Raw genomic sequence first — 23,618 nt, 5'->3', positions numbered from 1 at the left:
CTGCTGATTGCTTCTTGGTCTGGATCCCCATCCGCGCCTACCGTCCTGCCCGCCTGGCTCCGGGGAAGTGAGCCAGGTTGGCCGGTCGACGGGCCGGCTGGAGATCCCGATCAAGAAGCGTTCCTGCTGTCCGCCCGGGATCCTAAAGAATGCCCGGGATCGGATCATCAGTTTCGGAGAACGCTGTTTCCTTCTCCGCGAGGTACTCGTTCCATGCCTGGGCGTCCCAGATCTCCGCGCGGGATCCTGCACCTATGACGGCCAGTTCCCTGCCAAGACCTGCGTACTCCCGAAGCGCCGGGGGGATGGTGACCCGCCCCTGCTTGTCCGGTACCTCATCCGAGGCTCCAGAGAGAAAAACACGGATGTAGTCACGGGCCTGCTTGGAGGAAATTGGTGCCTCCCGCATCTGCTCGTGAACCCGCGCAAACTCCTTCTCGCTGAAAACGTAGATGCAACGTTCCTGGCCCCTTGTCAGCACCAGTCCGCTGGCAAGCTCCTCACGGAACTTAGCGGGAAGGATAATCCGGCCCTTTTCATCCAGACGCGGCGAATGTGTGCCAAGAAACATTGGCCCACCGCCTGTCCGCTGTCAGGAACTGCACATCCCCTATGTTGCAACTACCCTCTTATGTCCTCCACATTACTCCACTTTCCACCACAGTCAACGCAAAACGCTCCACCTGAGGGGTGGAACCGGGTCCCGTTGGCTCCACCTGCCGCGTTTTTGCGCCGGTGGTGCGAAGTGGAGGCTTCAGGGCACGGAGCCGGGCTGCGAACCGCTGGGAAGAGGCGTGGCGCGAACCGCTGGGAAGAGGCGTGGCGCGAACCGGCTCCGGAGGATCGCTGATCCGGCGCTTAAACGCCAAAAGGCCCGCCGAAGCGGGCCTTTTGCTGCACCCGCCGGATGGCGGGGGGGCAAAGTGGAGGGGACAGTGTGGCGGTGGCCAAACGTGGAGTGCCGGTCCTGGGACCGGCATACCGGCCTAGGGTTCGCCGCGGCGCCGTTCGTCCCAGCGCTCTTCGAGGCTGTTCATAAACGAGCTTCGCTGCTTCCCGGGCTTGGGGCTGCCTGCCTTGTTGCCGGCTTTGGCCGCGGCCGAGCTGCGCATCGTCGCGAAGTAGACACCGCCGCCCATAACGATGAAGCCCAGCACACCCAGAATGATGTTTTGCAGGGTCACGCCCACCAACAGCAGGAAGATCCCTGCCAACGTGCACAGGACGCCGATAACGACGTGCCTGGTTGACCAGGAGCGTCCTGGATCCGACCCCATGGAGTTTGCAAACTTGGGGTCATCCTCGTGAAGCTGCTTTTCCAGCTGCTCAAGCAGCTTTTGTTCGTGCTCCGACAGCGGCATCACGACCTCCTTTACTAGGCCAACGTCCGGTCTGGTCCCAGCCAGTACTCTGTATCCATCAACGACTGGGGTGCCTGGAATGTTCCCGCCGTGCCGTCGATGGCAGTAGCGGGGACCAGGCACGCAGCCCACGGAGCGGGAGCATGTCCAAGAGGGTCCGGCAGTAAGTCCATTCACTCAAAAACTATGTAGTAATAAGGATAGTTTGTTGGGGCCCGATCTGAAAGACGGCAATGACTTTCCAACCGGCTGCATCCCGGACAGTTAGCTTGCGGGTTCCCCACCGGCGTCCGGTTCCATCAATCGGGCCGGCAGGACGGACTTGTTGCCGAATTTCCGGGTGACCTGGTCCAGGACCTGTTCGGCCGCCCGCCAGTTGTCATCCCGGCGGTCAAAGCTCAATTGCAGCGACGTCCGTGCGGCATCCTCAAGCTGTTCCGCCCTGACCCCCACCAGCCTGACGGTCATGGGCCGCTCCCCCACCGATTCCAGCAGCTGCAGGGCCACCGCGTAGATGAGTTGCGCACTGTCGACCGGCGTTTGGACGGTGCGGCTTCGGGTGATGGTGGAGAAGTCGGCGAACCGCAGCTTCAGGGCGACAGTGCGGGCCACCATCCCCGCACTGCGCAGCCGGCCTGCCGTGCGGTGTGCCAAGCGCAGGATCTCCCGGTGGAGGAGGGCGTCGTCCGCGGTGTCCACGGCGAAGGTCTCCTCCGCGCCGATGCTCTTCTCCAGCCGCGTGGGGGTGACCGGGCGGGCGTCAATGCCCCACGACAGGTTGTGGACGTGTTCGCCGGTGGCCCCGAGGGTCCGCTTGAGGGTGGCCACTGGCGTGGCGGCCACATCCGCCACGGTCCTGATCCCCATGTTGGCCAGGACGTCGGCGGTCTTGGCGCCTACGCCCCACAGGGCGCCCACCGGAAGGCTGTGCAGGTAGGACACGGTCTGGTCCGGGCCGATCATCAGCAGACCGTCGGGTTTGCATCGGGTGGAGGCAATTTTGGCAACGAACTTTGTTTCGGCGATCCCCACGGAGGCGGTGATCCCGAGCTCGGCGGCCACGCGGCGGCGGATCAGGTCGCCGATGCCCCGGGGCGGGCCGAGGCGGCGCAGGGCCCCAGTGACGTCCAGGAACGCCTCGTCCACGCTGAGCGGCTCAACCAGGTCCGTGACGGATTCGAAGATGGCCATCAGCTGGGCCGAGACCTCGTAGTACAGCTTGTGTCGGGGTTCAATCACCACGGCCTGCGGACACATCCTCATGGCCACGGCCATGGGCATTGCTGATTTGACGCCGAAGGCCCTGGCCTCGTAGGAGCCTGAGAGGACCACCGAACGTTCGCCGGGGAATCCCACGATCACCGGCCTGCCCACAAGTTCGGGCCGTGTCCGCAGCTCGACGGACACAAAAAAGGCATCCATGTCCACGTGCATGATGCACTGGCGCCGGCGGCCCGTGGCGGCTGGCTGCACCGGCTGGTCCCTACCCTGTTGCTGCACGGCTGTAATCCTATCCGCTGGTACTGACTAAACTGGAGGCTGCATCCGGTATCAACACCAGGAGGAACGCCCCTGTGACGGTCTTTGGAAGACTTCGAACCACTGGCCTGGCCGCCGCTGCGGCCGGCGCCGCGCTGGCCCTGGCGGCCTGCAGCCCAACACCGTCGGGGTCCCCCGCTCCCAGCCCTTCCGATTCCTCGCCGGCTGCCGCCGAAACCGCTGCAACTGCGCCGCCCAGCCCGTCGGCGTCGCCCAATACCTCCGCCACCGTGGGCGCCCTGGTGGCGGGGTTCCCGCAGCAGCTGCTGCCCCTTATGCCGCAGGCCACTGTCCAGTCAAGCAGCTTCGACAAGGCCTCCACCCTGGCCACCGTTGGCCTGGTGGCCACCGTGAACGCGCCGGCTGCCGCCGTCGTGGATTTCTACACCAAGGCGCTGGAGCCGCAGGGCTTCAAAGCCGTCCCGGGCGATGCCGTCGCCGGCCAGCCGTCCAAGGACTTCGTGCGCGGCGACAACGAGACCGTTAACCTCTCCGTGGTGGAGAAGGCCGGCGTGAGCACCTTCACCATCGGCGCCAACGTCGCAGCCGGGTCCGCCAAGTGACGGCGGCCGAGCAGCTTCGCAATGAGCAGGCCGACTTCGTGGCGGCTGTGGCCGGGGAGCTGACAGCGTTCCTCACGTCGCGGCAGTCAGTGATGTCCGCCATCTCCCCGGACATCGACCCCATTATGGGGGCCATCTCCAACCTCGTCACCGGCGGAAAGCGCCTGCGGGCCCTCATGTGTTACTGGGGCTGGCGCGGCGCCGGCGGCGATCCCGCCGCCGCTGAGGTGGTCACGGCGGGAGCTGCGCTGGAGCTTTTCCAGGCCGCCGCCCTGATCCATGACGACATCATCGACCGGTCCGATACGAGGCGCGGCGGACCCAGCGTGCACCGCAGCTTCAGCCAGCTGCACGGTGCCCAGGGTTGGGCACTGGACAGCGAACGCTTCGGACAGGCCGCCGGTATCCTCGCCGGGGACCTGTGCCTTTCGTTCAGCGAGGAAGCCTTCACGGACATCGGCGAGCGGGCGGCTGCCGGCAGCCGGGCCAGGCTCATCTTCAACCTGATGCGCGCCGAGGTCATGGCCGGGCAGTACCTGGATATCCTCGAGGAGGTGGCCGGCCCGGTCCGGGACCGGGCCGGGGCAGTCAGCCGGGCGCACTCCATCATCAGGTTCAAGAGCGCCAAATATTCCACCGAACATCCGCTGGCCCTGGGCGGCGCCCTGGCCGGTGCGTCGAACGAGCTGCTGCGGGGCTATTCGGCCTTCGCGCTGCCGCTGGGTGAGGCCTTCCAGCTCCGCGATGACGTCCTGGGCGTCTTCGGCGATCCGCTGACCACCGGCAAACCTGCCGGCGACGACCTTCGCGAAGGCAAGCGGACGGTCCTGGTGGCCCTCGCCCTGGACCAGGCCTCAGAAGCCGAATCCGCGTTCATCGACTCCCGCCTGGGCAGCCAGGACCTTTCCGACGAAGACATCCTGGAGATCCGCAGGATCATTGAGGAGTCCGGTGCGCTGCAGGCAACCGAGGTGCTGATCAACGAATTCGGGGCGGCGGCTTTTGACGCCCTTGAGGCCCTGGACCTGGACGAGCTGCCCAAGACGGCGCTGCGGCGGCTGGCCGAGGCCACCGTCAGCCGCGCGTCCTGAGGGAATGTGCCGCTACCAGGCCAGGGTCTGGGCCCGGCGCCGGATTTCGGTCTTCCGGCCCTCGCGGAGGGCGTCGATGGGACGCCCGCGCAGTGATTCGTCCGGGGTAAACAGCCAGATGATCAGGTCCTCATCGGAGTACCCTGCGTCGGCCAGGACCACGATGGTCCCCTTGAGGCTGTCCACCACCAGGCCGTCCTGGATAAAAGCCGCGGGGACCGAGCGGATGCGCCGCGCACCGACCCTGAGCGCGGCCAGGGACCGTTCATCGAGCAGGCTGTGGACCCTGGTGATGGAAATATCCAGCAACTGGGCGACGTCGGGCAGGGGCAACCATTCGCCCACAAGGTTTTCTACATTACTCACTGACCAAGATTGCCATGCCGCGTACCGTGCCGCCTAGTCGGAACCGCCGCCGCTGCCCCGGCCCGCGGACACACCAGGAATTTCCGCGTTACGGCAATTACCGGAATTCTTGTGCTAATCCCGGATTCATGAGAGATTCACACTGATCACACTGGTAACAGCAATAACTTGACTAACATTAGTATCAAATATGACAACGGCCTCCCCACCGTTGAAAGCCGTTATGACCCCCCGCAGTGAGAAGAGGATCCATTCCATGACGACGTTCCGTCCGCGCAAGCACTCCACCAGGCCGAGTCTGCCGATGATTGCCGCCACCACCGCGGCACTGCCCGCGGTTGTTTTGTCGTCCCTTGCACTCGCGCAGCCGGCGGCCGCCGAGCAGCCTGCCCGCGCCATCCCCGCCACCCTCGCAGCGGCGCTGAAGGCCCAGGCCGCACAGGTGGCAACAATCATCCCCGCCGCCGCCGTGCCTGCCGCTATTCCTGCCCTGCGCCCCGCCGCGCCGGCAGTACCCGCCGAGTACACCATTGCGCGTGGCGACACCATCAGCGCCGTGGCCGGCCGGTACGGCCTGGGCACCAACGAGGTGCTGGCCCTGAACAACCTGCAGGCCAACACGATCATCTACCCCGGCCAGAAGATCAAGCTCCCCGGCTCCGCGAAACCGGCCACCCCGGCCGCAGCCCCGGCTGCGCCGGCAGCCGCGCCGTCCACCGGAGCCACGTACACGGTCAAGCCCGGCGATACGCTCGGCGCCATCGCTGCCCGGCACAACGTGAGCCTGTCCAACGTGTTCAGCTGGAACAACCTGGGCATGAATTCGATCATCTACCCGGGCCAGAAGATCAAGGTGGGGGCAGGCGGCGCGCCCGCAGCCGCCCCGGCCCCGGCAGCCCCGCTGGCCAACACGTCCGCCACGTCGCCTGCTTCGGGCCAGTACACCATCAAGGCCGGCGACACGCTCTGGGCCATCGCTTCCCGGAACGGCGTCAGCCTGGCCAGCCTGCTGACCGCAAACCGGTTGAACGCCAGCGCCATCATCTACCCCGGCAGCAAACTGGTCATCCCGAATGGTTCAGCCCCCGCTGCCGCCGCCCCTGCTGCACCTGCGGCTCCGGCTGCGCCCGCCGCGCCGCTGGTCCCCAGCTCGTTCCTGGGCTTCAGCTACCCGGCCGCTGTGGTGAGCTCAGCCAACGAGAACAAGGCACTCCTGAACGCCTCCCCGGTTCCGTCCCGGGCCGAAATGAAGACCATTGTTGCCGACACGGCCCGGAAGATGGGCGTTGAGCCCTCGCTCGCCCTGGCCTTCGCGTTCCAGGAGTCCAGCTTCGACCACCGTTCGGTTTCGCCCGCCAACGCCATCGGCACCATGCAGGTTATTCCGAGTTCCGGCCAGTGGGCGTCCGACCTGGTGGGACGGAAGCTGAACCTGCTTGACCCGTATGACAACGCCACCGCTGGTGTTGCCATCATCAGGCAACTGCTCGCCACCAGCAGGGACCGCGACTCGGCCATCGCCGGCTACTACCAGGGCCAGTATTCCGTCAGCAAGTACGGCATGTACGACGACACCAAGCGTTACGTCGCCAGCATCAAGGCACACCAGCAGAGCTTCGGCTAGGACTGCGGGCCCGGCTGCCGGGCCCGCATCATGCAGTGCGGACAGGGTCCGGACCGGAATGAGCCGGTTCGGGCCCTTTCCGTTGCGGGATTAGGATCGAGGGATGCAGGAACACGTGTCAGACCCCCTCGTCGGAACGCTGGTGGACAACCGCTACGCGGTGCTGTCCAAGCTGGCGCGCGGCGGCATGTCCACTGTTTACCTGGCCATGGACCAGCGCCTGGAGCGCGAAGTGGCCCTGAAGGTGCTGCACCCCTACCTCTCAGCCGACGAAACGTTCCTTGACCGCCTGGGCCGCGAAGCCAAGGCGGCCGCCAGGCTTTCCCACCCCCACGTGGTGGGCGTTTACGACCAGGGCACCGATAACTCCACGGCGTACCTGGTGATGGAATACATCAAGGGCCACACCCTGCGTGACCTCCTCAACAACAAGGGCCCGCTGCCGCCCCGGCTGGCGCTGGCGCTTATTGATCCCGTGGTGGCCGGCCTCGCCGCCGCCCACGCCGCCGGCTTCATCCACCGGGACGTCAAACCGGAAAATGTGCTGATCGCCGACGACGGCAGGATCAAGATCGGCGACTTCGGCCTGGCCAGGGCGGTAACCACCGCCACCAGCACCGGAGCCCTCATCGGAACCGTGGCGTACCTGTCACCCGAACTGGTCCTCACCAAACCCGCCGACGCCCGGAGCGATGTCTACTCGGTGGGCATCATGCTCTACGAGATGCTGACCGGACGGCAGCCGTTCAGCGGCGAGAGCACCATCCAGGTGGCCTACCAGCACGTTCACGCCACGGTGGGACCGCCGTCGGCGGTTGTTCCGGGCCTTGCCGCCGAAGTGGACGAACTGGTGCAGTGGTGCACCGCCAACGACCCCGAGAACCGGCCCGTGGACGCCGCCGCCCTCCTCCAGGAGCTGCGCCACATCCGCACCAACCTCACGGACCCGGAGTTGGACCTGCAGCCCCCGGCCCGCGCCGGACACACCGGCATGCCTCCCGTCCCGGTCCAGCACCCCACGGAGCACATCGCGGCGGCCCACAACCCCACAGAGTTCATTCCCGCGGTACAAAACCCCACCGAATTCATTTCCCAAGGCAGCAATCCAACCACCATCATGCCGCCGTCCCGCCCGCCGGGCGGTCCGGGCGGGCAGGATGCGCAGCGGCCCGGATACGCCGCGCAGCCGGCCTCGCAGCCGGCCTCCCAGCCGGCGGCGTGGGCGGCGCCCGGCTCCGGGCATGCCCTGACGCCGCCCGGCGACCGGGACGACAACCGGCAGGCCGGTCCCTGGGAACCGGTCGCACCGCTGCCCGGCAAACGTGAACAGCGCAGGCTGGATAAGGAGTCGGAGAAGGCCCGGGCACGTGCGGCTGCCACCCCCGTGCGGACCCTCCGCGAGGGCAGCCCCCGCCGCCGCGGCGTCCTGTGGGTGGTCATCCTGGTCATCGCGGCGCTGCTGGCCACCGGGGCAGGCTGGTTCTTCGGTATGGGCCCCGGGGCTGCAGCCAGCATTCCTGCGGTGGCCAACAAGACCGTTGCGCAGGCCCAGCAGATCCTGGACCAGGCTGGCTTCCGCGCCACCACCAGCGATGTTTTTGACGACGACGTCCCCAGCGGGCTGGTGGTGGGCAGCGAGCCGGGTGCCGGCGTCGAAATCCGGAAGTTCCAGCCGGTGTCCCTGTTCGTCTCCAAGGGCCCGCAACTGTTTCCGCTGCCGGATTTCGCCGGCGGCACCCTGGACGAGGCCAAAACCGGACTGAACACGGCGGAAATGGCGCTGGGCGCCGTAACCGAGGCTTTTGACGAAAAAGTGCCGGCCGGCGTGGTGCTGAGCCAGGACCCTGCGGGGGGAACAGCGGTGCGGCACGGAACGCCAGTGGCATTGACGGTCTCCAAGGGCCCGCAGCCCCTTCCGGTCCCGTCCGTGGTGGGCCAGAAGGAAGACGCTGCCAAGAAGGCCATCGAAGCGGCCGGGCTGAAGGCAGAGGTAGCCGCCGAGGAGGCCTTCGACGCGAAGGTCCCCGAAGGATCAGTGGCGAGCCAGTCCCCCGCGAACGGCACCCTCACCAGGGGCGGCACGGTCACGCTCACCATCTCCAAGGGGCCGCGCATGGTGGACGTGCCAAGCTTCATCGGCAAACAGGCCTCGGACGCACGGGCAGCGCTGGAGAAGCTCGGTTTCGTTGTTAATGAGGACAAAATCCTTGGCGGCTTCTTTGGTACCGTCCGAGCCCAGGATCCGGTGAACACCAAAGCTCCCTTCGGCTCCGTCATTACACTAACCGTGGTCTAGCCGGACCGGACCGTTAACGGAAAATGCCCGCCAGCCAGGGGTTTCCTGGCCGGCGGGCATTTCTTCTGTCAGCCTCTAGTTCTTGGCCAGCGCCCCTGCCACCAGGAACGCCATCTCCAGCGACTGCATGTGGTTCAGGCGCGGGTCGCAGACGGATTCGTAACGGTCCAGGAACGCTTCCTGGTCCACGGGATCGGCGCCGCCCAGGCACTCGGCAACGTCGTCGCCGGTCATTTCGACGTGCAGGCCACCCGGGACGGTGCCCAGGGCCTGGTGCACCTCGAAGAAACCGCGCACCTCGTCGATGACGTCGTCGAAGTTGCGGGTTTTGTAGCCGTTGGGCGAGGTGACGGTGTTGCCGTGCATGGGGTCGGTGACCCACAGGACCTGCGCACCGGAGGCCGTGACCTTCTCCACGACGGCGGGAAGCTTCTCCCGGATGTTGCCATCGCCCATGCGGGTGATGAAGGTCAGCCGGCCCGGCTCGCGCTCGGGGTCCAGCTTGTCGATGAGGCGCAACGCGTCGTCGCCCGTGGTGGACGGGCCGAGCTTGACGCCGATCGGGTTGCGGACCCGCGAGAGGAAGTCGACATGCGCGTGGTCCAGTTCCCGGGTCCGCTCACCGATCCACAGGAAGTGGGCGGACGTGTCGTACGGCAGGCCGGTCCGGGAGTCGATGCGGGTCAGCGCCCGCTCGTAGTCCAGCAGGAGGGCTTCGTGGCTGGCGAAGAATTCAACGCGCTTCAGCGCCTCGAAGTCGGCGCCGCAGGAATCCATGAACTTGATGGCCCGGTCAATATCGCGGGCCAGGGACTCGTAGCGGGCGTGGGCCGGGTTTTCGGTGAAGCCCTTGTTCCACTGGTGCACGGAACGGAGGTCGGCGAATCCGCCCTGTGTGAAGGCACGGATCAGGTTCAGGGTCGACGCCGAGGTGTGGTAGGCGCGCAGCATCCGGGCGGCGTCGTGGCCGCGGGATTCGGGGGTGAACTCGTAGCCGTTGACGATGTCGCCGCGGTAGGCCGGGAGCGTCACGCCGTCACGCGTTTCATCGTTGGAGGAGCGCGGCTTCGCGAACTGGCCTGCCATGCGTCCCATCTTGATGACGGGCATGGCGGCACCGTACGTCAGGACCACTGCCATCTGCAGGATCGTTTTGACGCGCGCGCTGATCTTGTCCGCCGTGGCGGCCTCAAAGGTCTCGGCGCAGTCCCCGCCCTGAAGCAGGAAGGCCTTGCCCTGGGCCGCGGCGGCCAGGCGTTCGCGCAGGACATCCACTTCGCCGGCGAAGACCAGCGGCGGAACAACGGAAAGCTCCTGCACAGAGGCTTCGAAGACGTTGCGGTCCTGCCAGCTGGGCTGCTGGGCGATGGGGAGGTCCCGCCAGTGGTCCAGTCCGGGATAGTTGGCTGCACCGCTCTGGGCGGTGCCGGACAGGGAAAAGGCAGGTTTTGCAGATAGCTCAGTCACCCCCTAAGACTAGCGCCAGCCCGGACCGCCGCGACACAGCCGCTGTCACGCGCCCACGCTGCGGCGTCACAACTGCGCTTGGGCAGCTCCGGCAGGGGCGGGCGCGGCGCTATCCGGTGGCGGCAGCCCCGCCGTCGGACTCTTTTTGCCCGTCCGCGGTGCCAGCTTGAGGCGCGGCGTCCGGGGAGCGGTCGACGGCGGCCGGGGCGCCGGCGGCCGGGGCGCCGGCGAGCCGGAGCTTCACCACGGCGGCATATTCGTCCACGTACTCCTGGCCGGACAGGCGCATCAGTTCGAACATGATAGCGTCGGCAACTTTCCGCTGGACGGCGCGGTCCTCGGCCTGGTCCCGGTATTCGCTGAAGTCCAGTGGCTCACCAAAGATCATGCCGATCCGGCGGATGTTGGGCAGCCGCTTTCCGATGGGCTGGACCTTGTCGGTGCCGATCATGGCCACCGGGATCACGGGGACCCCGGCCTCCAGGGCAAGCCGGGCCACCCCCACCTTGCCGCGGTAAAGACGGGAATCGGGGCTGCGGGTCCCTTCCGGGTAGATGCCCAGCAAGCCGCCATGGCCCAGCACGTCCATGCCGGCGCCGAGCGATGCAGCAGATGCGGCCCCGCCGGAGCGGTCCATGGGCAACTGGTTGGTCAGCCGGAAAAACAGTGCCGTCAGCCTGCCCTTAACGCCGGTCCCGGTGAAGTACTCCGATTTGGCCAGGAACACCACCGGCCGCCGCACCATCAGGGGCATAAAAATGGAGTCCGAGAATGAAAGGTGGTTGGAGGCGATGATTGCCGCGCCCTCGGCCGGAATGTTGTCCAGTCCCTTGACCCACGGGCGGAAAAGGAGCTTTAGCACCGGACCCAGGAAGATCCTTTTCATGACCCAATAGAACACGTGGTGACCTCTCCGAAGGCGGCCGTCAGGCCCCGCGTCGGGCCTGGTCAGCAATTGACTGCAACCCTACTCTAGTGAGAATTCCCCGGAACAGTGACACGATGGAGCCATGCCCGAAAGCAGCCTTCCAGCCCCTCCTGCGGCCTACAGTTCACCGGGCCATGGGCCCAATGCACGGATCGGCGTGGCGATCTGCCATGGCTTCACCGGCAGCCCGCTCAGCGTCCTGCCCTGGGCCGAGTACCTGGCGGCGCAGGGTTATGCGGTGACAGTTCCCCTGCTTCCCGGCCACGGCACCTCCTGGCGGGACCTGGCCGGGCGCGGCTGGCGCGAATGGTTCACCAGCTACGAGGCGGCATTCCTGGAACTGCGGGCACGCACGGACACCTGCTACGTGGCGGGGCTGTCGATGGGCGGCGCCATTGCCCTGCTGGCAGCGTCCCGGCACGCGGTGGCCGGCGTGTCCGTGGTCAATCCCGGCCTGACGTTTTACGACCGGCGGGTGCGCGTGATCGGCGTCCTTAAGTACTTCCAGCGGACCACCATTCCCATCCAGGAGGAAATGACCACCGCGCCCCACACGGAGGACGGCGACTACTCGCGCACCCCGCTGGCAGCGGTCCACGAACTGCGGAAGCTCTTCGCTGCCGCCACCCGGGGCCTGCCCCGGATTACGGCCCCCGTGCAGGTCTTCAAATCCCGGACGGACGTGGTGGTGCCGCCCACATCGCTGGAACTGCTGAAAAAATGGCTGGGCCCGCGCCTGGTGGCGGTGGTGGACCTTGATAGCAGCGGCCATGTGGCTACGCTTGACGTGGACGCGCCACGGATCTTCTCGGACTCGAGCGCGTTCTTTGACGCCAACGCCCGCGCAAGCACCCTGGAGAGCCCATGACCGGCGGCCCTGACCACAGTCCGTTCAGCAGCACGTTTGGCGTGGGCGGCGCACGCACGGGCGTGGTGCTCTCCCATGGCTTCACCGGCAGTCCGCACGGTCTTCGGGCCTGGGCGGAAGCCTTCGCCGCGGCCGGGTTTGCCGTGCGGATGCCGCTGCTCCCCGGCCACGGCACCAGCTGGCAGGACCTCGCCCGGACCCGGTGGCAGCAGTGGCATAACGCCCTTGATGAGGCCTACCTGGACCTGGACGCCCAGTGCGACCAGGTGTTTGCTGCCGGCCTGAGCATGGGCGGCGCCCTGGCGCTGCGGATCGCGGCCACCCGCCCCGTGGCCGGGGTGGTCCTGGTGAATCCCGGACTGGTGCTGGACGATCCCCGCGCGCCCCTGGCCGGAATCCTGAAGCTGGTGCTCAAGTCCACCCCGCCGATTTCCAACGACATCCTCAAGCCCGGCATGGATGAGGGCGCCTACCTCCGCACGCCAGTTGCCGCGGCCCACGAACTGAACAAGATGTTCAAGGACACCGTCCGGCTGCTGCCCCGCGTCACCGCCCCGGTCCAGGTATACCGCTCCACCGTTGACCATGTGGTCTCCGATTCCAGCATCGCTGCGCTCCGCCGCGGCCTGACCCATGCACCGCTGGAGCTGGTGCGGCTGGAGAACAGCTACCACGTGGCCACCATGGACAACGATGCGGACCGGATCTTCCAGGGCTCCGTGGACTTCATCAACGGCCTGGTTCCGCCGGCTTCCGGCTCCGGCTCCAACTCCGACAACCAGGAGGCCCGGCATGGCCAGGCATGACCCGGGCGCTCCTGACCAGGGCGCCAACCAGGACGACGCCGTGTGGCTGGACCTGGTGGCCCGCCTGCAGGAGGACTCCCCCGCCGCCGGCGCCGCCCCCACAAGCGGCACCACAGGCGGCACCACAGACGCCGGCCGGCGCGCTGCCCCGACCTTCCGGGACTTCGATCCGCTGGGCCTCGCCGGTTCCCTCCCTGCCGAACCCACAGCTGCGGGCGCCAACGACGCCGGCGGCGGAACCCCCGCGCTTCCGGGCCCGCGGGACTACGGGGTGGAGGACGACGACGAGGACGGGTTTGTCCCTGCCGAACCGCCCAGCCTGGCCGGGACGGATCCGCTGACCGTGCTCGCCTGGCTCGGCGCGGTGGGCGGCCCGGTGGCGTTGCTCCTCTCCGTGATGTTCTGGCGTTCAGCACCTGTGCTGGCCATTGTGGGCATCGTTGCCGCGTTTGTCCTCGGCACGGTTTACCTGATCATGAAGCTGCCCTCGGAGAAGGCAGACGGCGACGACGGCGCCCGCGTCTGAACCGGCCGGCTGCTGATGTGAAGGGTTCCCTCAACACTACTTTTCGGTTCACCTAAATTAAGCTATTCTCGTCGTAGCACCGCCCCCAACGACGAGGACACATCATGGCCGTCACCACCTTGAATAAAAAGCCGGCGACGCCCCGCGCCTGGTCCCGGCTGCTGTTGCTGGGGCCCGCCTTCGTAGCCGCCATTGCCTACGTGGATCCGGGCAACGTTGCCGCCAACCTCACGGCCGGGGCCAACTTCGGTTACCTGCTGGTATGGGTGTTGGTGGCCGCCAATGCCATGGCGGTGCTGATCCAGTACCAGTCAGCCAAGCTGGGGCTTGCGACGGGGCTGAGCCTGCCGGAAATCCTCGGCCGGCGCCTTGGGACGAAGCGGCGCCGCGCCTACTGGGTCCAGGCCGAAATTGTGGCCGGCGCCACCGACATGGCCGAGGTGATTGGCGGTGCCGTGGCCCTGAACCTGCTGTTCGGCCTTCCGCTGCCGGTCGGTGGGGTCATCATCGGTATCGCCTCCATGTTGCTGCTCACCCTGCAGTCCAACCGCAGCCAGCGGTCATTTGAGCTTGCCATCCTGGTTTTGCTTGGTGTCATTGCCGTGGGTTTTGTCTCCGGCCTGTTTGTGAACCCGCCGGACGCGGGGAGCGCCCTGGCCGGCCTGGTCCCCCGGTTTGAAGGAACGGACACCGTATTGCTGGCGGCGAGCATGCTCGGTGCCACCGTGATGCCGCACGCCATTTACCTGCATTCCGCCCTGGCCCGGGACCGGCACGGCTTCTCCCCCGACCCGGCCGTACGCACCCGGCTCATCCGCGCGACACGCTTCGATGTGGCCGGCGCATTGCTGCTGGCCGGCGTGGTCAACATCGCGATGCTGCTGCTGGCGGCGTCCAGCCTGCGCGGGGTGGAGGGCACCGACACCATTGCCGGGGCCCACGCAGCCGTTACGTCGGCGCTGGGCCCGGCCATCGGCGTTGTGTTTGCCATCGGCCTGCTGGCCTCCGGACTGGCCTCAACCTCCGTGGGCTGCTACGCCGGCGCCACCATCATGGGCGGGCTCCTGAAGGTGCGGATCCCGCTGCTGACCCGCCGGGTCATCACGCTCATCCCGGCCCTCATCATCCTGGCGGCGGGCATCGAACCCACCCTTGCCCTGGTGCTCAGCCAGGTGCTGCTCAGCTTCGGCATCCCCTTCGCCCTGATTCCGCTCATCCGGCTGACCGGCAAGCGGGAGATCATGGGCATCCACACCGACTCCATGCCTCTGAAGATCGCAGGCTGGACCAGCGCCACCCTGATTGTGGTCCTGAACTGCGTGCTGATCGTCCTGACGTTCCTCGACCAGGCCTGACCGGAGCCTCACGCCCCGCCGGGGCGCTCCTGGGGTGCGCAGCAGGCGCACCCGGCTGTGGCTGCATCTTCGTTGTCCGCACCGTCGGCATTCTCCGCGACGGCTGCGGGGTCCGCGGCGGTGAAGGAGGGCGCGCAGCACGCATCGCCCTGCCATGCGGCCAAACCTTCCTTGACGGCAATGCCGGCGATCACCAAAGCGGCGATGGGGTCAGCCCAGGACCAGCCCAGCGTTGAATTGAGGACCAAGCCCACCAGCAGGACAGCCGACAGGTAGGTACAAAGCAGGGTCTGCTTTGAATCGGCGACGGCGGACCGGGAACCCAACTCCCGGCCGGCGTGCCGTTGCGCCCAGGACAGGAACGGCATTACGGCCAGGCTGACCGTTGCCAGCACAATGCCCACCGTCGAGTGGTCCGCTTCCCCGGCCCCGGCCAACGCCCTGACGGCATCGATCGAAACAAACAGGGCCAGGCCAAAGAAGGAAAACGCGATCAGGCGCAGCGCGGTCTTCTCCCTGGCCTCCGGGTCACGGCCCGCGAACTGCCAGGCCACGGCAGCGGCGGAGAGCACCTCGACAATGGAGTCCAGGCCAAATCCGATCAGCGCGCTGGAGGATGCCAGGGAACCAGCCGTCAGTGCCACCACCGCCTCCACCACGTTGTAGCTGATGGTGGCGGCCACAAGGAACCGGATCCGGCGGGACAGGACGGCACGGCGGTCCCGGGTGGGGGCCTGGACTGCGGACGCGGCGGCCATCAGCAGCAGCCGTCCACAGCACCGCTGCCGCAGGCACACCCGGCCTTGGCGACGGCCACCACGCCGAGCAGGGCGGTCAAGGCATCACCCAGCCGGGGGTCGGCAAGTTCGTATCGCATCCGGCGGCCTTCAGGGACCGCGACCACCAGCCCGCAGCCGCGCAGGCAGGCCAGGTGGTTCGACAGGCTCTGCTTACTGACGCCTGCGGCCAACGCCAGGTCGCCCGGGTATGCCGGGGCTTCGCGCAGCGCCAGCAGCACCTGGGCCCTGGTGGCGTCCGAGAGGGCATAGCCAAACCGGGCCAGGACGGACGTGGCAGCTAAAGTCTCCATGCGGCAATGGTACATCCATCGATGTACCGAATTGAACCAGCGCCTGGTCCGGCTAGCTGCGGACGCGGCTGCTTACCCTGGACAGGTCAGCGGCACCGATCAGACCGGCCTTGGGCCCCAGCGCCGCCAGCTCGATGCCTGCCACGGGCCGGAAACCCCGGCCCGTCAGGTTGCGGGCAAAAGCCTTACGGGCCGGTTCCACCAGGAGGTCCCCGGCCGAACACAGCCCGCCACCAATCACAAAGAGGCCTGGATCCAGGGCTGCGGCGAGGTTGGCCAGGCCCAGGCCCAGCCACTCCCCCACTTCCTCCAGCAGTTCGCGGGAGGCGGAGTCGCCGGCGAGCGCCAGCTCCGTCACCACCGCCCCGGTGATGGCGTCCGCATGTCCGCCCACCGCCGTCAGCAGGTCCTGCGCCATGGGCGAGTTGGCGATGGCCAGCAGCCGGGCTTCCCGGCCCAGGGCGTTGCCGGAGGCGTACTGCTCCCAGCAGCCCCGGTTGCCGCATTCACAGCGGTGCCCGCCGGGCATAATGACCTGGTGGCCGAATTCGCCGGCCACCCCGAAGCGTCCCCGCTCCACCCTGCCGTCCATCACCATGGCCCCGCCGATTCCGGTGCCCAGCGTGATGCAGACCAGCCGGTCCTCGCCCTGGCCGGCGCCAAAGCGCCATTCGGCCCAGGCAGCGGCGTCGGCGTCGTTCGCCAGCAGCACGGGGCGGCGGAGCAGGCGCTGGAGGTTGGCGCGCAGGGGCTCGTTGCGCCAGGCGAGGTGCGGACTGAACAGCACCGTGCCGCCGTCAAGGTCCATCCAGCCGGCAGCGCCGATGCCCACGGACCAGATCCGGTGGCCCTGCCCAAGTTCCGCCACGAGTTCCACAATGACGCGTTCCACGGCCCGCGGATCGTTGCCGGGCGTTGACCGCCGGGCTTCCCGAAGGATCCTGCCTTCGGCGTCCACCACGCCTGCGGCGACCTTGGTGCCGCCGATGTCGATCCCGATGGCCAGGCCCTTCCGGCCCAGCCTCAGGTGCTCGCGGAAGCCTTCACCGTGCCGGGCCCTGGCGCGGTAGGCGGCGGGCCTGCGCCGCCACGGGGCGGACCTTCTCGGGGAGCCGGCCTGTTCGCCGGGGGGTGGTGCGTACATAGTCCACCATTCTAGGTCGGCACCGGGACCGGGCAGCGAATCCGGCACACGCCGGGCGCCGGACCGATTGACGACTAAGTTACTCACCAGTAGCTTTGGTTACTGCATGGGCCTGCGCGGGCATACTAGTCTTGGGGCATACCCCAGCGCGGGACCTCGGATATCAAAGGAGCTATAGTGCGCGAATTCAGTGTTCCGCCTCTTGTTGTTGTCGCACCGGAGACCAACATCACCGACCTGGTACTGCGGCAGGCCACCAAAGCCAGCAACCCCGCACTGTTTTCCCGGCTTGATGCGGCAGGCGCCTGGCAGGACATTTCCGCCACGGACTTCCTGGCCGACGTCCAGGTCCTGGCCAAGGGCCTGATCGCCAGCGGCGTGGGTGCCGGTGACCGCGTGGGCATCATGTCCCGGACGCGCTACGAGTGGTCCCTGGTGGACTTTGCCATCTGGTTCGCCGGCGCGGTTTCGGTCCCGATCTACGAAACGTCGTCGCCGTCGCAGGTGGCCTGGAACCTTGGCGACTCCGGCGCCGTGGCCGCGTTTGCGGAGTCGGCGCACCACGAGAACATCATCCGGCAGGCCGTCACGTCCGAGGCCCTGACGGGGCTCCAGCACGTCTGGCAGCTGGAAGGCGCCGGCCTGGATGCCCTCCGCGGGGCCGGCGGGGACGTCAGCGATGCGGACCTGGAGCAGCGCCGCTCCACGGCCGGCCTGGCCGACGTCGCCACCATCATCTACACCTCCGGAACCACCGGCAGGCCCAAGGGTTGTGAACTGACCCACGGCAATTTTGTGGAACTCTCGGACAACGCACTGTCGATCATCGGCGAGATCGTCCACGAAAACGCCAAGACCATCATGTTCCTTCCCCTGGCGCACGTATTCGCCCGGTTCATTTCCGTCCTGGCCATGGCCGGTGGCACCACCGTGGCCCACACGCCGGACATCAAGAACCTCCTGGCGGACCTGCAGAGCTACGAGCCCACGTTCATCCTGGCAGTACCCCGCGTCTTTGAGAAGGTCTACAACTCGGCACTGACCAAGGCCGAGGACGGTGGCAAGGGCGCCATCTTCCACCGGGCAGCCGATACCGCGATCGCCTACTCCAAAGCCCGGCAGGACGGCCGTGTGGGCCTGGGCCTCAAATTGCGCCACGCGCTTTTCGACAAACTGGTCTACGGCAAGCTCCGCGCCGCCATGGGCGGGCAGGTTGCCCACGCCGTGTCCGGCGGCGGCCCCCTGGGCGAACGCCTGGGCCACTTCTTCCAGGGCATCGGAATGCAGGTCCTCGAAGGCTACGGCCTGACCGAAACCACGGCGCCGATTTCGGTCAACACCCCGTCCAGGATCAAGATCGGCTCGGTCGGCAAGCCGCTGCCGGGCAACGCGGTCAGGATTGCCGACGACGGCGAAATCCTCGCCAAGGGCGTTTGCGTGATGCACGGCTACTACCACCGCGAAGAGCTGATGGCCGAAACCTTCGTGGACGGCTGGTTCCGGACGGGTGACATCGGCCGCCTCGATGAGGACGGCTTCGTCTGGATCACCGGCCGGAAGAAGGAAATCATCGTCACCGCCGGCGGCAAGAACGTGATCCCGGCTCTCCTCGAAGACCAGATCCGGGCTGACGCCCTGGTGTCGCAGGTGCTGGTGGTGGGCGATAACCGGCCCTTCATCGGAGCACTGGTCACGCTGGACACCGAGGCGCTGCCGGGCTGGCTCCAGCGCCACGGCCTGCCGGGCGATACGTCCCTGGCGGACGCTGCGGGCCATCCCGTGGTGAAGGCCGCCGTCCAGGACCTCATCACCGCGGCCAACGCCTCGGTCTCCCAGGCGGAGGCCATCAAGTCGTTCCGGATCGTCCCGGCTGACTTCACCGAAGCGTCAGGGCACCTGACCCCATCCATGAAGGTCAAGCGGGCCCAGGTCATGAAGGACTTCGAGACGGTCATCGACGAGATGTACGCGGCCCCGCGGGGCTGACGGGGAACACAAAAGCGCGGGGCCACCTCACGTGGCCCCGCGCTTTTTTGCTGCCTAGGCGATGACGAGCAGCAGGTCCCCGCCCTGGACCTGCTCCACCGCGGAGATGGCGAGCCGTGAAACAGTGCCGCCCACCGGCGTCGTGATGGACGCCTCCATCTTCATGGCTTCGATGGTGGCGACGGTATCCCCGGCGCTGACGGTGTCACCGGCCTTCACGGTCACCGTTACGGCGCCGGCGAACGGCGCTGCGACGTGGCCCTGCTGGGCCGGGTCTGCCCTCTCGGCAGCCTTGACGTTGCTCACCACTGACCGGTCCCTTACCACCACGGGCCGGGACTGGCCGTTGAGGGTGCACATCACGGTGCGCATGCCCTTCTCATCCGGCTCCGAGACTGCTTCGAGGGAAGCGATCAGCCGGACGCCGCGCTCCAGCGTGATCTCGTGTTCGGTGCCCTGCTGCAGCCCGTACAGGTAGTCGCGGGTATCCAGGACCGAGATGTTGCCGAAGGTTTCGACGCTCTTGAGGTAGTCCTTGGTGGGGCCTGCGAACAGGAGCCGGTTCAGCGTGTGCTGGCGGGTTTTGGAATCCGCCTTCAGCGCCGCGCTGTCCTCGGCGCTGAGCTCCACGTCCCGGACCTTCACGGCCCGGCCCTGGAGTGCCTTGGTGCGGAACGGCTCCGGCCAGCCACCGGGAGGATCCCCCAGTTCGCCGGACAGGAAGCCGATGACGGAATCGGGGATGTCGTAGTTCTGCGGGTTTTCGTTGAAGTCCGCCGGGTCGGCGTTCAGGCCCACCAGGTGCAGGGCCAGGTCACCGACCACCTTGGACGACGGCGTGACCTTCACCAGGCGGCCCAGGATGCGGTCCGCAGCGGTGTACATGTCCTCGATGGCTTCGAAACGCTCCCCCAGGCCCAGGGCCATTGCCTGCTGGCGGAGGTTGGAGAGCTGGCCGCCGGGGATCTCGTGCTGGTACACGCGCCCTGTGGGGCCCGGCAGGCCGGATTCGAACGGGGCGTAGACGCGGCGGACCGCCTCCCAGTACGGCTCCAGCGAGCTGACGGCGGCCAGGCTGAGCCCGGTGTCGCGGGGCGTGTGGGCCAGCGCCGCGACCAGGGCCGAAGCGGAAGGCTGGCTGGTGGTGCCTGCCAGGGATGCGGAGGCCACATCCACGGCGTCCACACCGGCGTCCACGGCCGCCAGGAGCGTGGCCAGCTGGCCGCCTGCGGTGTCGTGGGTGTGCAGGTGCACCGGCAGGTCGAACCGCTCGCGAAGGGCGGTGACGAGTTTGGCTGCGGCGGCAGGGCGCAGCAGGCCGGCCATGTCCTTGATGGCGAGGATGTGAGCGCCGGCGTCGACGATCTTCTGCGCCAGGGCCAGGTAATAGTCAAGCGTGTAGAGCGTCTCCGCCGGGTCGAGCATGTCCGAGGTGTAGCAGAGTGCCACCTCGGCCACGGCGGTTCCGGTGGCCCGGACGGCGCGGATGGCCGGGGCCATCTGGCTGACGTCATTGAGCGCATCGAAGATCCGGAAGATGTCGATGCCGGTGGCAGCCGCTTCGTTAACGAAGGCTTCGGTCACCTCTTCCGGGTACGGGGTGTAACCCACGGTGTTCCGGCCGCGGAGCAGCATCTGCAGGCAGACGTTGGGCAGCGCCTTGCGCAGGGCCGCCAGCCGGTCCCAGGGGTCCTCGCCGAGGAAGCGCAGGGCAACGTCGTAGGTTGCACCGCCCCAGGCCTCAACGGAGAGCAGTTCCGGCAGGAGCGCCGTGACGGCGGGTCCGGCTGCCACCAGGTCGCGGGTGCGGACACGGGTGGCCAGCAACGACTGGTGCGCGTCGCGGAACGTGGTGTCCGTGACGGCGACGGCGTTTTGCGCCCGCAGCGACGCGGCGAACCCCTCGGGTCCGAGCTCCTGGAGTTTCTGGCGGGAACCGGGTGCCGCCGGCAGGCCCTTGACGGCGGGAAGCTTGTCTGCCGGGTTCGAGTGGACCTTCAGTTCGCCGTTGGGCTTGTTGACTGTCACATCTGCCAGCCACGTCAGGAGCTTGGTGCCGCGGTCAGCGGAGACGCGGGCCTTAAGGAGCTCCGGGCGTTCGTCGATGAAGCTGGTGGCCACGTTGCCGGCGATGAAGTCGGGATCGTCCAGCACCGCCTGCAGGAACGAAATGTTGGTGGAGACGCCACGGATCCGGAACTCCGCGAGGGCGCGGCGGGCCCGGGCCACGGCAGCAGGGTAGTCCCGGCCGCGGCAGGTGAGCTTAACCAGCATGGAGTCGAAGTGGGGGCTGATTTCGGCACCCGAGTAGACGGTGCCGCCGTCGAGCCTTACGCCTGCGCCACCGGCGGAACGGTAACCGGTGATCTTTCCGACGTCGGGCCGGAACCCGTTGGCCGGGTCCTCGGTGGTGATGCGGCTCTGCAGGGCGGCGCCCTTGAGCTGGACGGTTTCCTGGGACAGGCCGAGGTCCGCGAGGGTTTCGCCGGCGGCGATCCGCAGCTGGGCCTGGACCAGGTCCACATCCGTGACTTCCTCCGTCACGGTGTGCTCCACCTGGATGCGGGGGTTCATCTCGATGAACACGTGCTGTCCGGCGCGTTCGCCCACGGTGTCCACCAGGAACTCGACGGTTCCGGCGTTGACGTAGTTCAGGGCGCGGGCAAATTTTACGGCGTCCCGGTAGAGGGCCTGGCGGATGCCTTCGTCCAGGTTGGGGGCCGGGGCGATCTCGATGACCTTCTGGTGCCGGCGCTGGATGGAACAGTCACGCTCGAAGAGGTGCATCACGTTGCCCTCAGCGTCCGCGAGGATCTGCACTTCAATGTGGCGGGGCCGCAGGACTGCCTGTTCGAGGAACATGGTGGGGTCCCCGAATGCGGCGTCCGCCTCGCGCATGGCTGCCTGGAGGGCTTCCGGAAGCGCTTCACGGGTGTCGACGCGCCGCATGCCGCGGCCGCCGCCGCCGGCCACGGCCTTGGCGAAGATGGGGAAGCCGATTTCGTCGGCGGCGGCGATCAGTTCATCGAGGTCCTTGGACGGCTCGCTGGACTTAAGGACGGGCACGCCGGCTTCCTTGGCAGCCTTCAGGGCTGCGACCTTGTTGCCGGCGAGCTCCAGGACCTCGGCGGGCGGCCCAACAAAGGTGATGCCCGCTTCTTTGGCCGCGCGGGCCAGGTCCGGGTTCTCGGAAAGGAAGCCGTAGCCGGGGTAGATGGCGTCCGCACCGGACTCCTTGGCCACCCGTACAACTTCGGCAACGTCCAGGTAGGCCCGGACGGGGTGTCCCTGCTCGCCAATGAGGTAGGCCTCATCGGCCTTCTGGCGGTGGATCGAGTTGCGGTCCTCGTTGGGAAACACAGCAACGGTCTTGGCGCCCAGCTCGTAGCTGGCGCGGAAGGCCCTGATCGCGATTTCGCCGCGGTTGGCCACCAGAATCTTGGAAAACATACTTCTCCTGCATCATCGCGGGTGGATCGGTGAGTGGTCACAGTGTCTAGGACCGTTGCCGCCAAACACAAATCTTTGTGGCAACCGTCACAGATTTCGCCGTCATCTCCTCGCCGCTTCCACCGGGCCCAAAAGTACCGGCTCCCGGCTATGGGCACCGGTGCCATGCCCGGGGCCTGCTGAACGCAAGATTAGCCCGGCCGTCAACATATGATGGTTGGGGCAGCAGGGCTGCCCTGCTTCGGCTCCGCCGGAGCATCTCTGCTCCCAACACGGCATCCGGCGTTAGGTTTTGGTCTTCCAGTGCAAGTAGTCAGCATCAGCAGCCTTAAGGGTGGAGTCGGTAAGACTTCCGTCACCACAGGATTGGCGTCTGCGGCGCTGGCCGCGGGCATCCGCACGCTGGTTGTGGACCTTGATCCGCACGCGGACGCCACCACCGCCCTCGGCGTCCAGCAGGACGGCCAGCTGGACATCGGCCGGATGCTGAAAAGCCCCCGCCGCGCCAGGCTTGCGGAGAACGTGGTGGGCAGCGGCTGGACCGCTCGGGCCAAGAGCAACGGTGCCGGCCCCGCCGTGCTCGATGTTGCGGTGGGCTCCGCTTATACGGGCATCTACGACCGGCCTGATCTTGGCCGGCGCGACCTCCGCAGGCTGTCAACGGTGCTGGCCGGCGCCGGGACCTACGAGCTGGTGCTGATCGATTGCCCGCCGTCGCTTAACGGCCTGACCAGGATGGCCTGGTCAGCCAGCGACAAAGTGGCCCTGGTGGCCGAGCCGGGCCTGTTCTCGGTGGCCGGAACGGAACGCACCATGCGCGCCATCCAGCTCTTCCGCCGCGAGTTCGCCCCCAACCTCTCCCCCGCCGGGATCGTGGCCAACCGGGTCCGGCCCGGGTCATCCGAACACACCTACCGCCTCGCGGAAATGGAATCAATGTTCGGCGACCTCCTGCTGAGCCCCCGGATTCCGGAGCAGGCCAACTGGCAGCAGATCCAGGGCGCCGCCCATCCGGTGCACCACTGGCCCGGTGATTCCGCCAAGTCCGCCGCCCTGCTTTTTGACGACCTGCTGGCGAACCTGATGGCAGCAGGAGCCGGCCTGCGGAGCCGCGCGCGCTGACAACCCCGCACTGCACCCAGGCAACGAGAAAGGGCC

20 protein-coding genes are annotated in these 23,618 nt (G+C 67.4%); 10 read left to right on the top strand and 10 right to left on the bottom strand.

Features of this window, described 5'->3' with window-relative positions; genetic code table 11:
* Window positions 1-142: 142 nt before the first annotated feature.
* From mraZ to dinB, 3 genes are all read right to left on the bottom strand, one after another.
* Window positions 143-571 (bottom strand): division/cell wall cluster transcriptional repressor MraZ, encoded by a 429-nt coding sequence (gene mraZ, locus ACU18_RS03435; RefSeq protein ID WP_009358613.1) that lies wholly within the window; start codon window positions 569-571, stop codon window positions 143-145.
* A gap of 415 nt (window positions 572-986) precedes the next feature.
* Window positions 987-1,361 (bottom strand): DUF3040 domain-containing protein, encoded by a 375-nt coding sequence (locus ACU18_RS03430; RefSeq protein ID WP_050684140.1) that lies wholly within the window; start codon window positions 1,359-1,361, stop codon window positions 987-989.
* Window positions 1,362-1,625: 264 nt separating this feature from the next.
* The gene (dinB, locus tag ACU18_RS03425) at window positions 1,626-2,795 is read right to left on the bottom strand and encodes a DNA polymerase IV (RefSeq protein ID WP_050684177.1); all 1,170 of its coding nucleotides are present in this window, start codon (window positions 2,793-2,795) and stop codon (window positions 1,626-1,628) included.
* 140 nt (window positions 2,796-2,935) lie between these two features.
* On the opposite strand from dinB, the gene ACU18_RS03420 reads away from it, so the two are divergent.
* Both ACU18_RS03420 and ACU18_RS03415 read left to right on the top strand, forming a co-directional pair.
* On the top strand, window positions 2,936-3,463 hold the full coding sequence (locus ACU18_RS03420) for a hypothetical protein (RefSeq protein WP_050684139.1): 528 nt from the start codon (window positions 2,936-2,938) through the stop codon (window positions 3,461-3,463).
* On the top strand, window positions 3,460-4,554 hold the full coding sequence (locus ACU18_RS03415; RefSeq protein ID WP_050684138.1) for a polyprenyl synthetase family protein: 1,095 nt from the start codon (window positions 3,460-3,462) through the stop codon (window positions 4,552-4,554). Before ACU18_RS03420 ends, ACU18_RS03415 begins: the two co-directional genes overlap by 4 nt.
* A gap of 12 nt (window positions 4,555-4,566) precedes the next feature.
* Here the strand turns inward: ACU18_RS03415 and ACU18_RS03410 are convergent, their stop codons facing one another.
* Entirely contained in the window at window positions 4,567-4,920 is a 354-nt protein-coding gene (locus tag ACU18_RS03410) for an Rv2175c family DNA-binding protein (protein ID WP_050684137.1), read from the bottom strand.
* A gap of 256 nt (window positions 4,921-5,176) precedes the next feature.
* On the opposite strand from ACU18_RS03410, the gene ACU18_RS03405 reads away from it, so the two are divergent.
* Together ACU18_RS03405 and ACU18_RS03400 are read left to right on the top strand one after the other, a co-directional pair.
* Window positions 5,177-6,544, top strand: a complete 1,368-nt coding sequence (locus tag ACU18_RS03405; protein WP_050684136.1) for a lytic transglycosylase domain-containing protein — start codon at window positions 5,177-5,179, stop codon at window positions 6,542-6,544.
* Window positions 6,545-6,647: 103 nt separating this feature from the next.
* Window positions 6,648-8,840, top strand: a complete 2,193-nt coding sequence (locus tag ACU18_RS03400; protein ID WP_050684135.1) for a Stk1 family PASTA domain-containing Ser/Thr kinase — start codon at window positions 6,648-6,650, stop codon at window positions 8,838-8,840.
* A 75-nt stretch (window positions 8,841-8,915) separates the two neighbouring features.
* Here ACU18_RS03400 and ACU18_RS03395 read toward each other — a convergent pair whose 3' ends face one another.
* Both ACU18_RS03395 and ACU18_RS03390 read right to left on the bottom strand, forming a co-directional pair.
* On the bottom strand, window positions 8,916-10,307 hold the full coding sequence (locus tag ACU18_RS03395; protein WP_050684134.1) for a class II 3-deoxy-7-phosphoheptulonate synthase: 1,392 nt from the start codon (window positions 10,305-10,307) through the stop codon (window positions 8,916-8,918).
* Window positions 10,308-10,416: 109 nt separating this feature from the next.
* Window positions 10,417-11,208 (bottom strand): lysophospholipid acyltransferase family protein, encoded by a 792-nt coding sequence (locus tag ACU18_RS03390; protein WP_050684133.1) that lies wholly within the window; start codon window positions 11,206-11,208, stop codon window positions 10,417-10,419.
* A 109-nt stretch (window positions 11,209-11,317) separates the two neighbouring features.
* Between ACU18_RS03390 and ACU18_RS03385 the strand changes: the two genes are divergently transcribed.
* The 4 genes from ACU18_RS03385 (at window position 11,318) to ACU18_RS03370 (ending at window position 14,790) form a co-directional block, all read left to right on the top strand.
* Entirely contained in the window at window positions 11,318-12,103 is a 786-nt protein-coding gene (locus ACU18_RS03385) for an alpha/beta hydrolase (RefSeq protein WP_050684132.1), read from the top strand.
* Entirely contained in the window at window positions 12,100-12,909 is an 810-nt protein-coding gene (locus ACU18_RS03380; RefSeq protein WP_050684131.1) for an alpha/beta hydrolase, read from the top strand. The genes ACU18_RS03385 and ACU18_RS03380 overlap by 4 nt, the downstream gene beginning before the upstream one ends.
* Window positions 12,896-13,435 (top strand): hypothetical protein, encoded by a 540-nt coding sequence (locus ACU18_RS03375; protein WP_050684130.1) that lies wholly within the window; start codon window positions 12,896-12,898, stop codon window positions 13,433-13,435. Before ACU18_RS03380 ends, ACU18_RS03375 begins: the two co-directional genes overlap by 14 nt.
* Window positions 13,436-13,539: 104 nt before the next feature.
* Window positions 13,540-14,790 carry an Nramp family divalent metal transporter gene (locus ACU18_RS03370; protein ID WP_050684129.1) on the top strand — a complete coding sequence of 417 codons (1,251 nt, stop codon included), beginning with the start codon at window positions 13,540-13,542 and terminating at the stop codon, window positions 14,788-14,790.
* Window positions 14,791-14,798: 8 nt separating this feature from the next.
* Here the strand turns inward: ACU18_RS03370 and ACU18_RS03365 are convergent, their stop codons facing one another.
* Genes ACU18_RS03365 through ACU18_RS03355 form a run of 3 tightly spaced genes read right to left on the bottom strand, consistent with a single transcriptional unit; the run spans window position 14,799 to window position 17,024 of the window.
* Window positions 14,799-15,548 carry a cation diffusion facilitator family transporter gene (locus tag ACU18_RS03365; protein ID WP_050684128.1) on the bottom strand — a complete coding sequence of 250 codons (750 nt, stop codon included), beginning with the start codon at window positions 15,546-15,548 and terminating at the stop codon, window positions 14,799-14,801.
* Window positions 15,548-15,880 (bottom strand): ArsR/SmtB family transcription factor, encoded by a 333-nt coding sequence (locus ACU18_RS03360; protein WP_050684127.1) that lies wholly within the window; start codon window positions 15,878-15,880, stop codon window positions 15,548-15,550. The genes ACU18_RS03365 and ACU18_RS03360 overlap by 1 nt, the downstream gene beginning before the upstream one ends.
* A gap of 52 nt (window positions 15,881-15,932) precedes the next feature.
* On the bottom strand, window positions 15,933-17,024 hold the full coding sequence (locus ACU18_RS03355) for an ROK family glucokinase (protein WP_050684126.1): 1,092 nt from the start codon (window positions 17,022-17,024) through the stop codon (window positions 15,933-15,935).
* A gap of 177 nt (window positions 17,025-17,201) precedes the next feature.
* Here ACU18_RS03355 and ACU18_RS03350 point away from each other — a divergent pair, with 177 nt between their 5' ends.
* The gene (locus ACU18_RS03350) at window positions 17,202-19,010 is read left to right on the top strand and encodes an AMP-dependent synthetase/ligase (RefSeq protein WP_050684125.1); all 1,809 of its coding nucleotides are present in this window, start codon (window positions 17,202-17,204) and stop codon (window positions 19,008-19,010) included.
* A 54-nt stretch (window positions 19,011-19,064) separates the two neighbouring features.
* Here ACU18_RS03350 and ACU18_RS03345 read toward each other — a convergent pair whose 3' ends face one another.
* On the bottom strand, window positions 19,065-22,460 hold the full coding sequence (locus ACU18_RS03345; protein ID WP_050684124.1) for a pyruvate carboxylase: 3,396 nt from the start codon (window positions 22,458-22,460) through the stop codon (window positions 19,065-19,067).
* A 303-nt stretch (window positions 22,461-22,763) separates the two neighbouring features.
* Here ACU18_RS03345 and ACU18_RS03340 point away from each other — a divergent pair, with 303 nt between their 5' ends.
* Window positions 22,764-23,582: a ParA family protein gene (locus ACU18_RS03340; RefSeq protein WP_050684123.1), complete on the top strand. Its 819-nt coding sequence runs from the start codon at window positions 22,764-22,766 to the stop codon at window positions 23,580-23,582.
* Window positions 23,583-23,618 lie beyond the last annotated feature (36 nt).

Origin of the sequence: Arthrobacter sp. ZBG10, assembly GCF_001238605.1 — a bacterium.
In the GTDB taxonomy this organism is placed as follows: domain Bacteria; phylum Actinomycetota; class Actinomycetes; order Actinomycetales; family Micrococcaceae; genus Arthrobacter.
The sequence above is the reverse complement of the archived record's forward strand: the minus strand, read 5'-3'. Positions and strand labels throughout refer to the sequence as shown.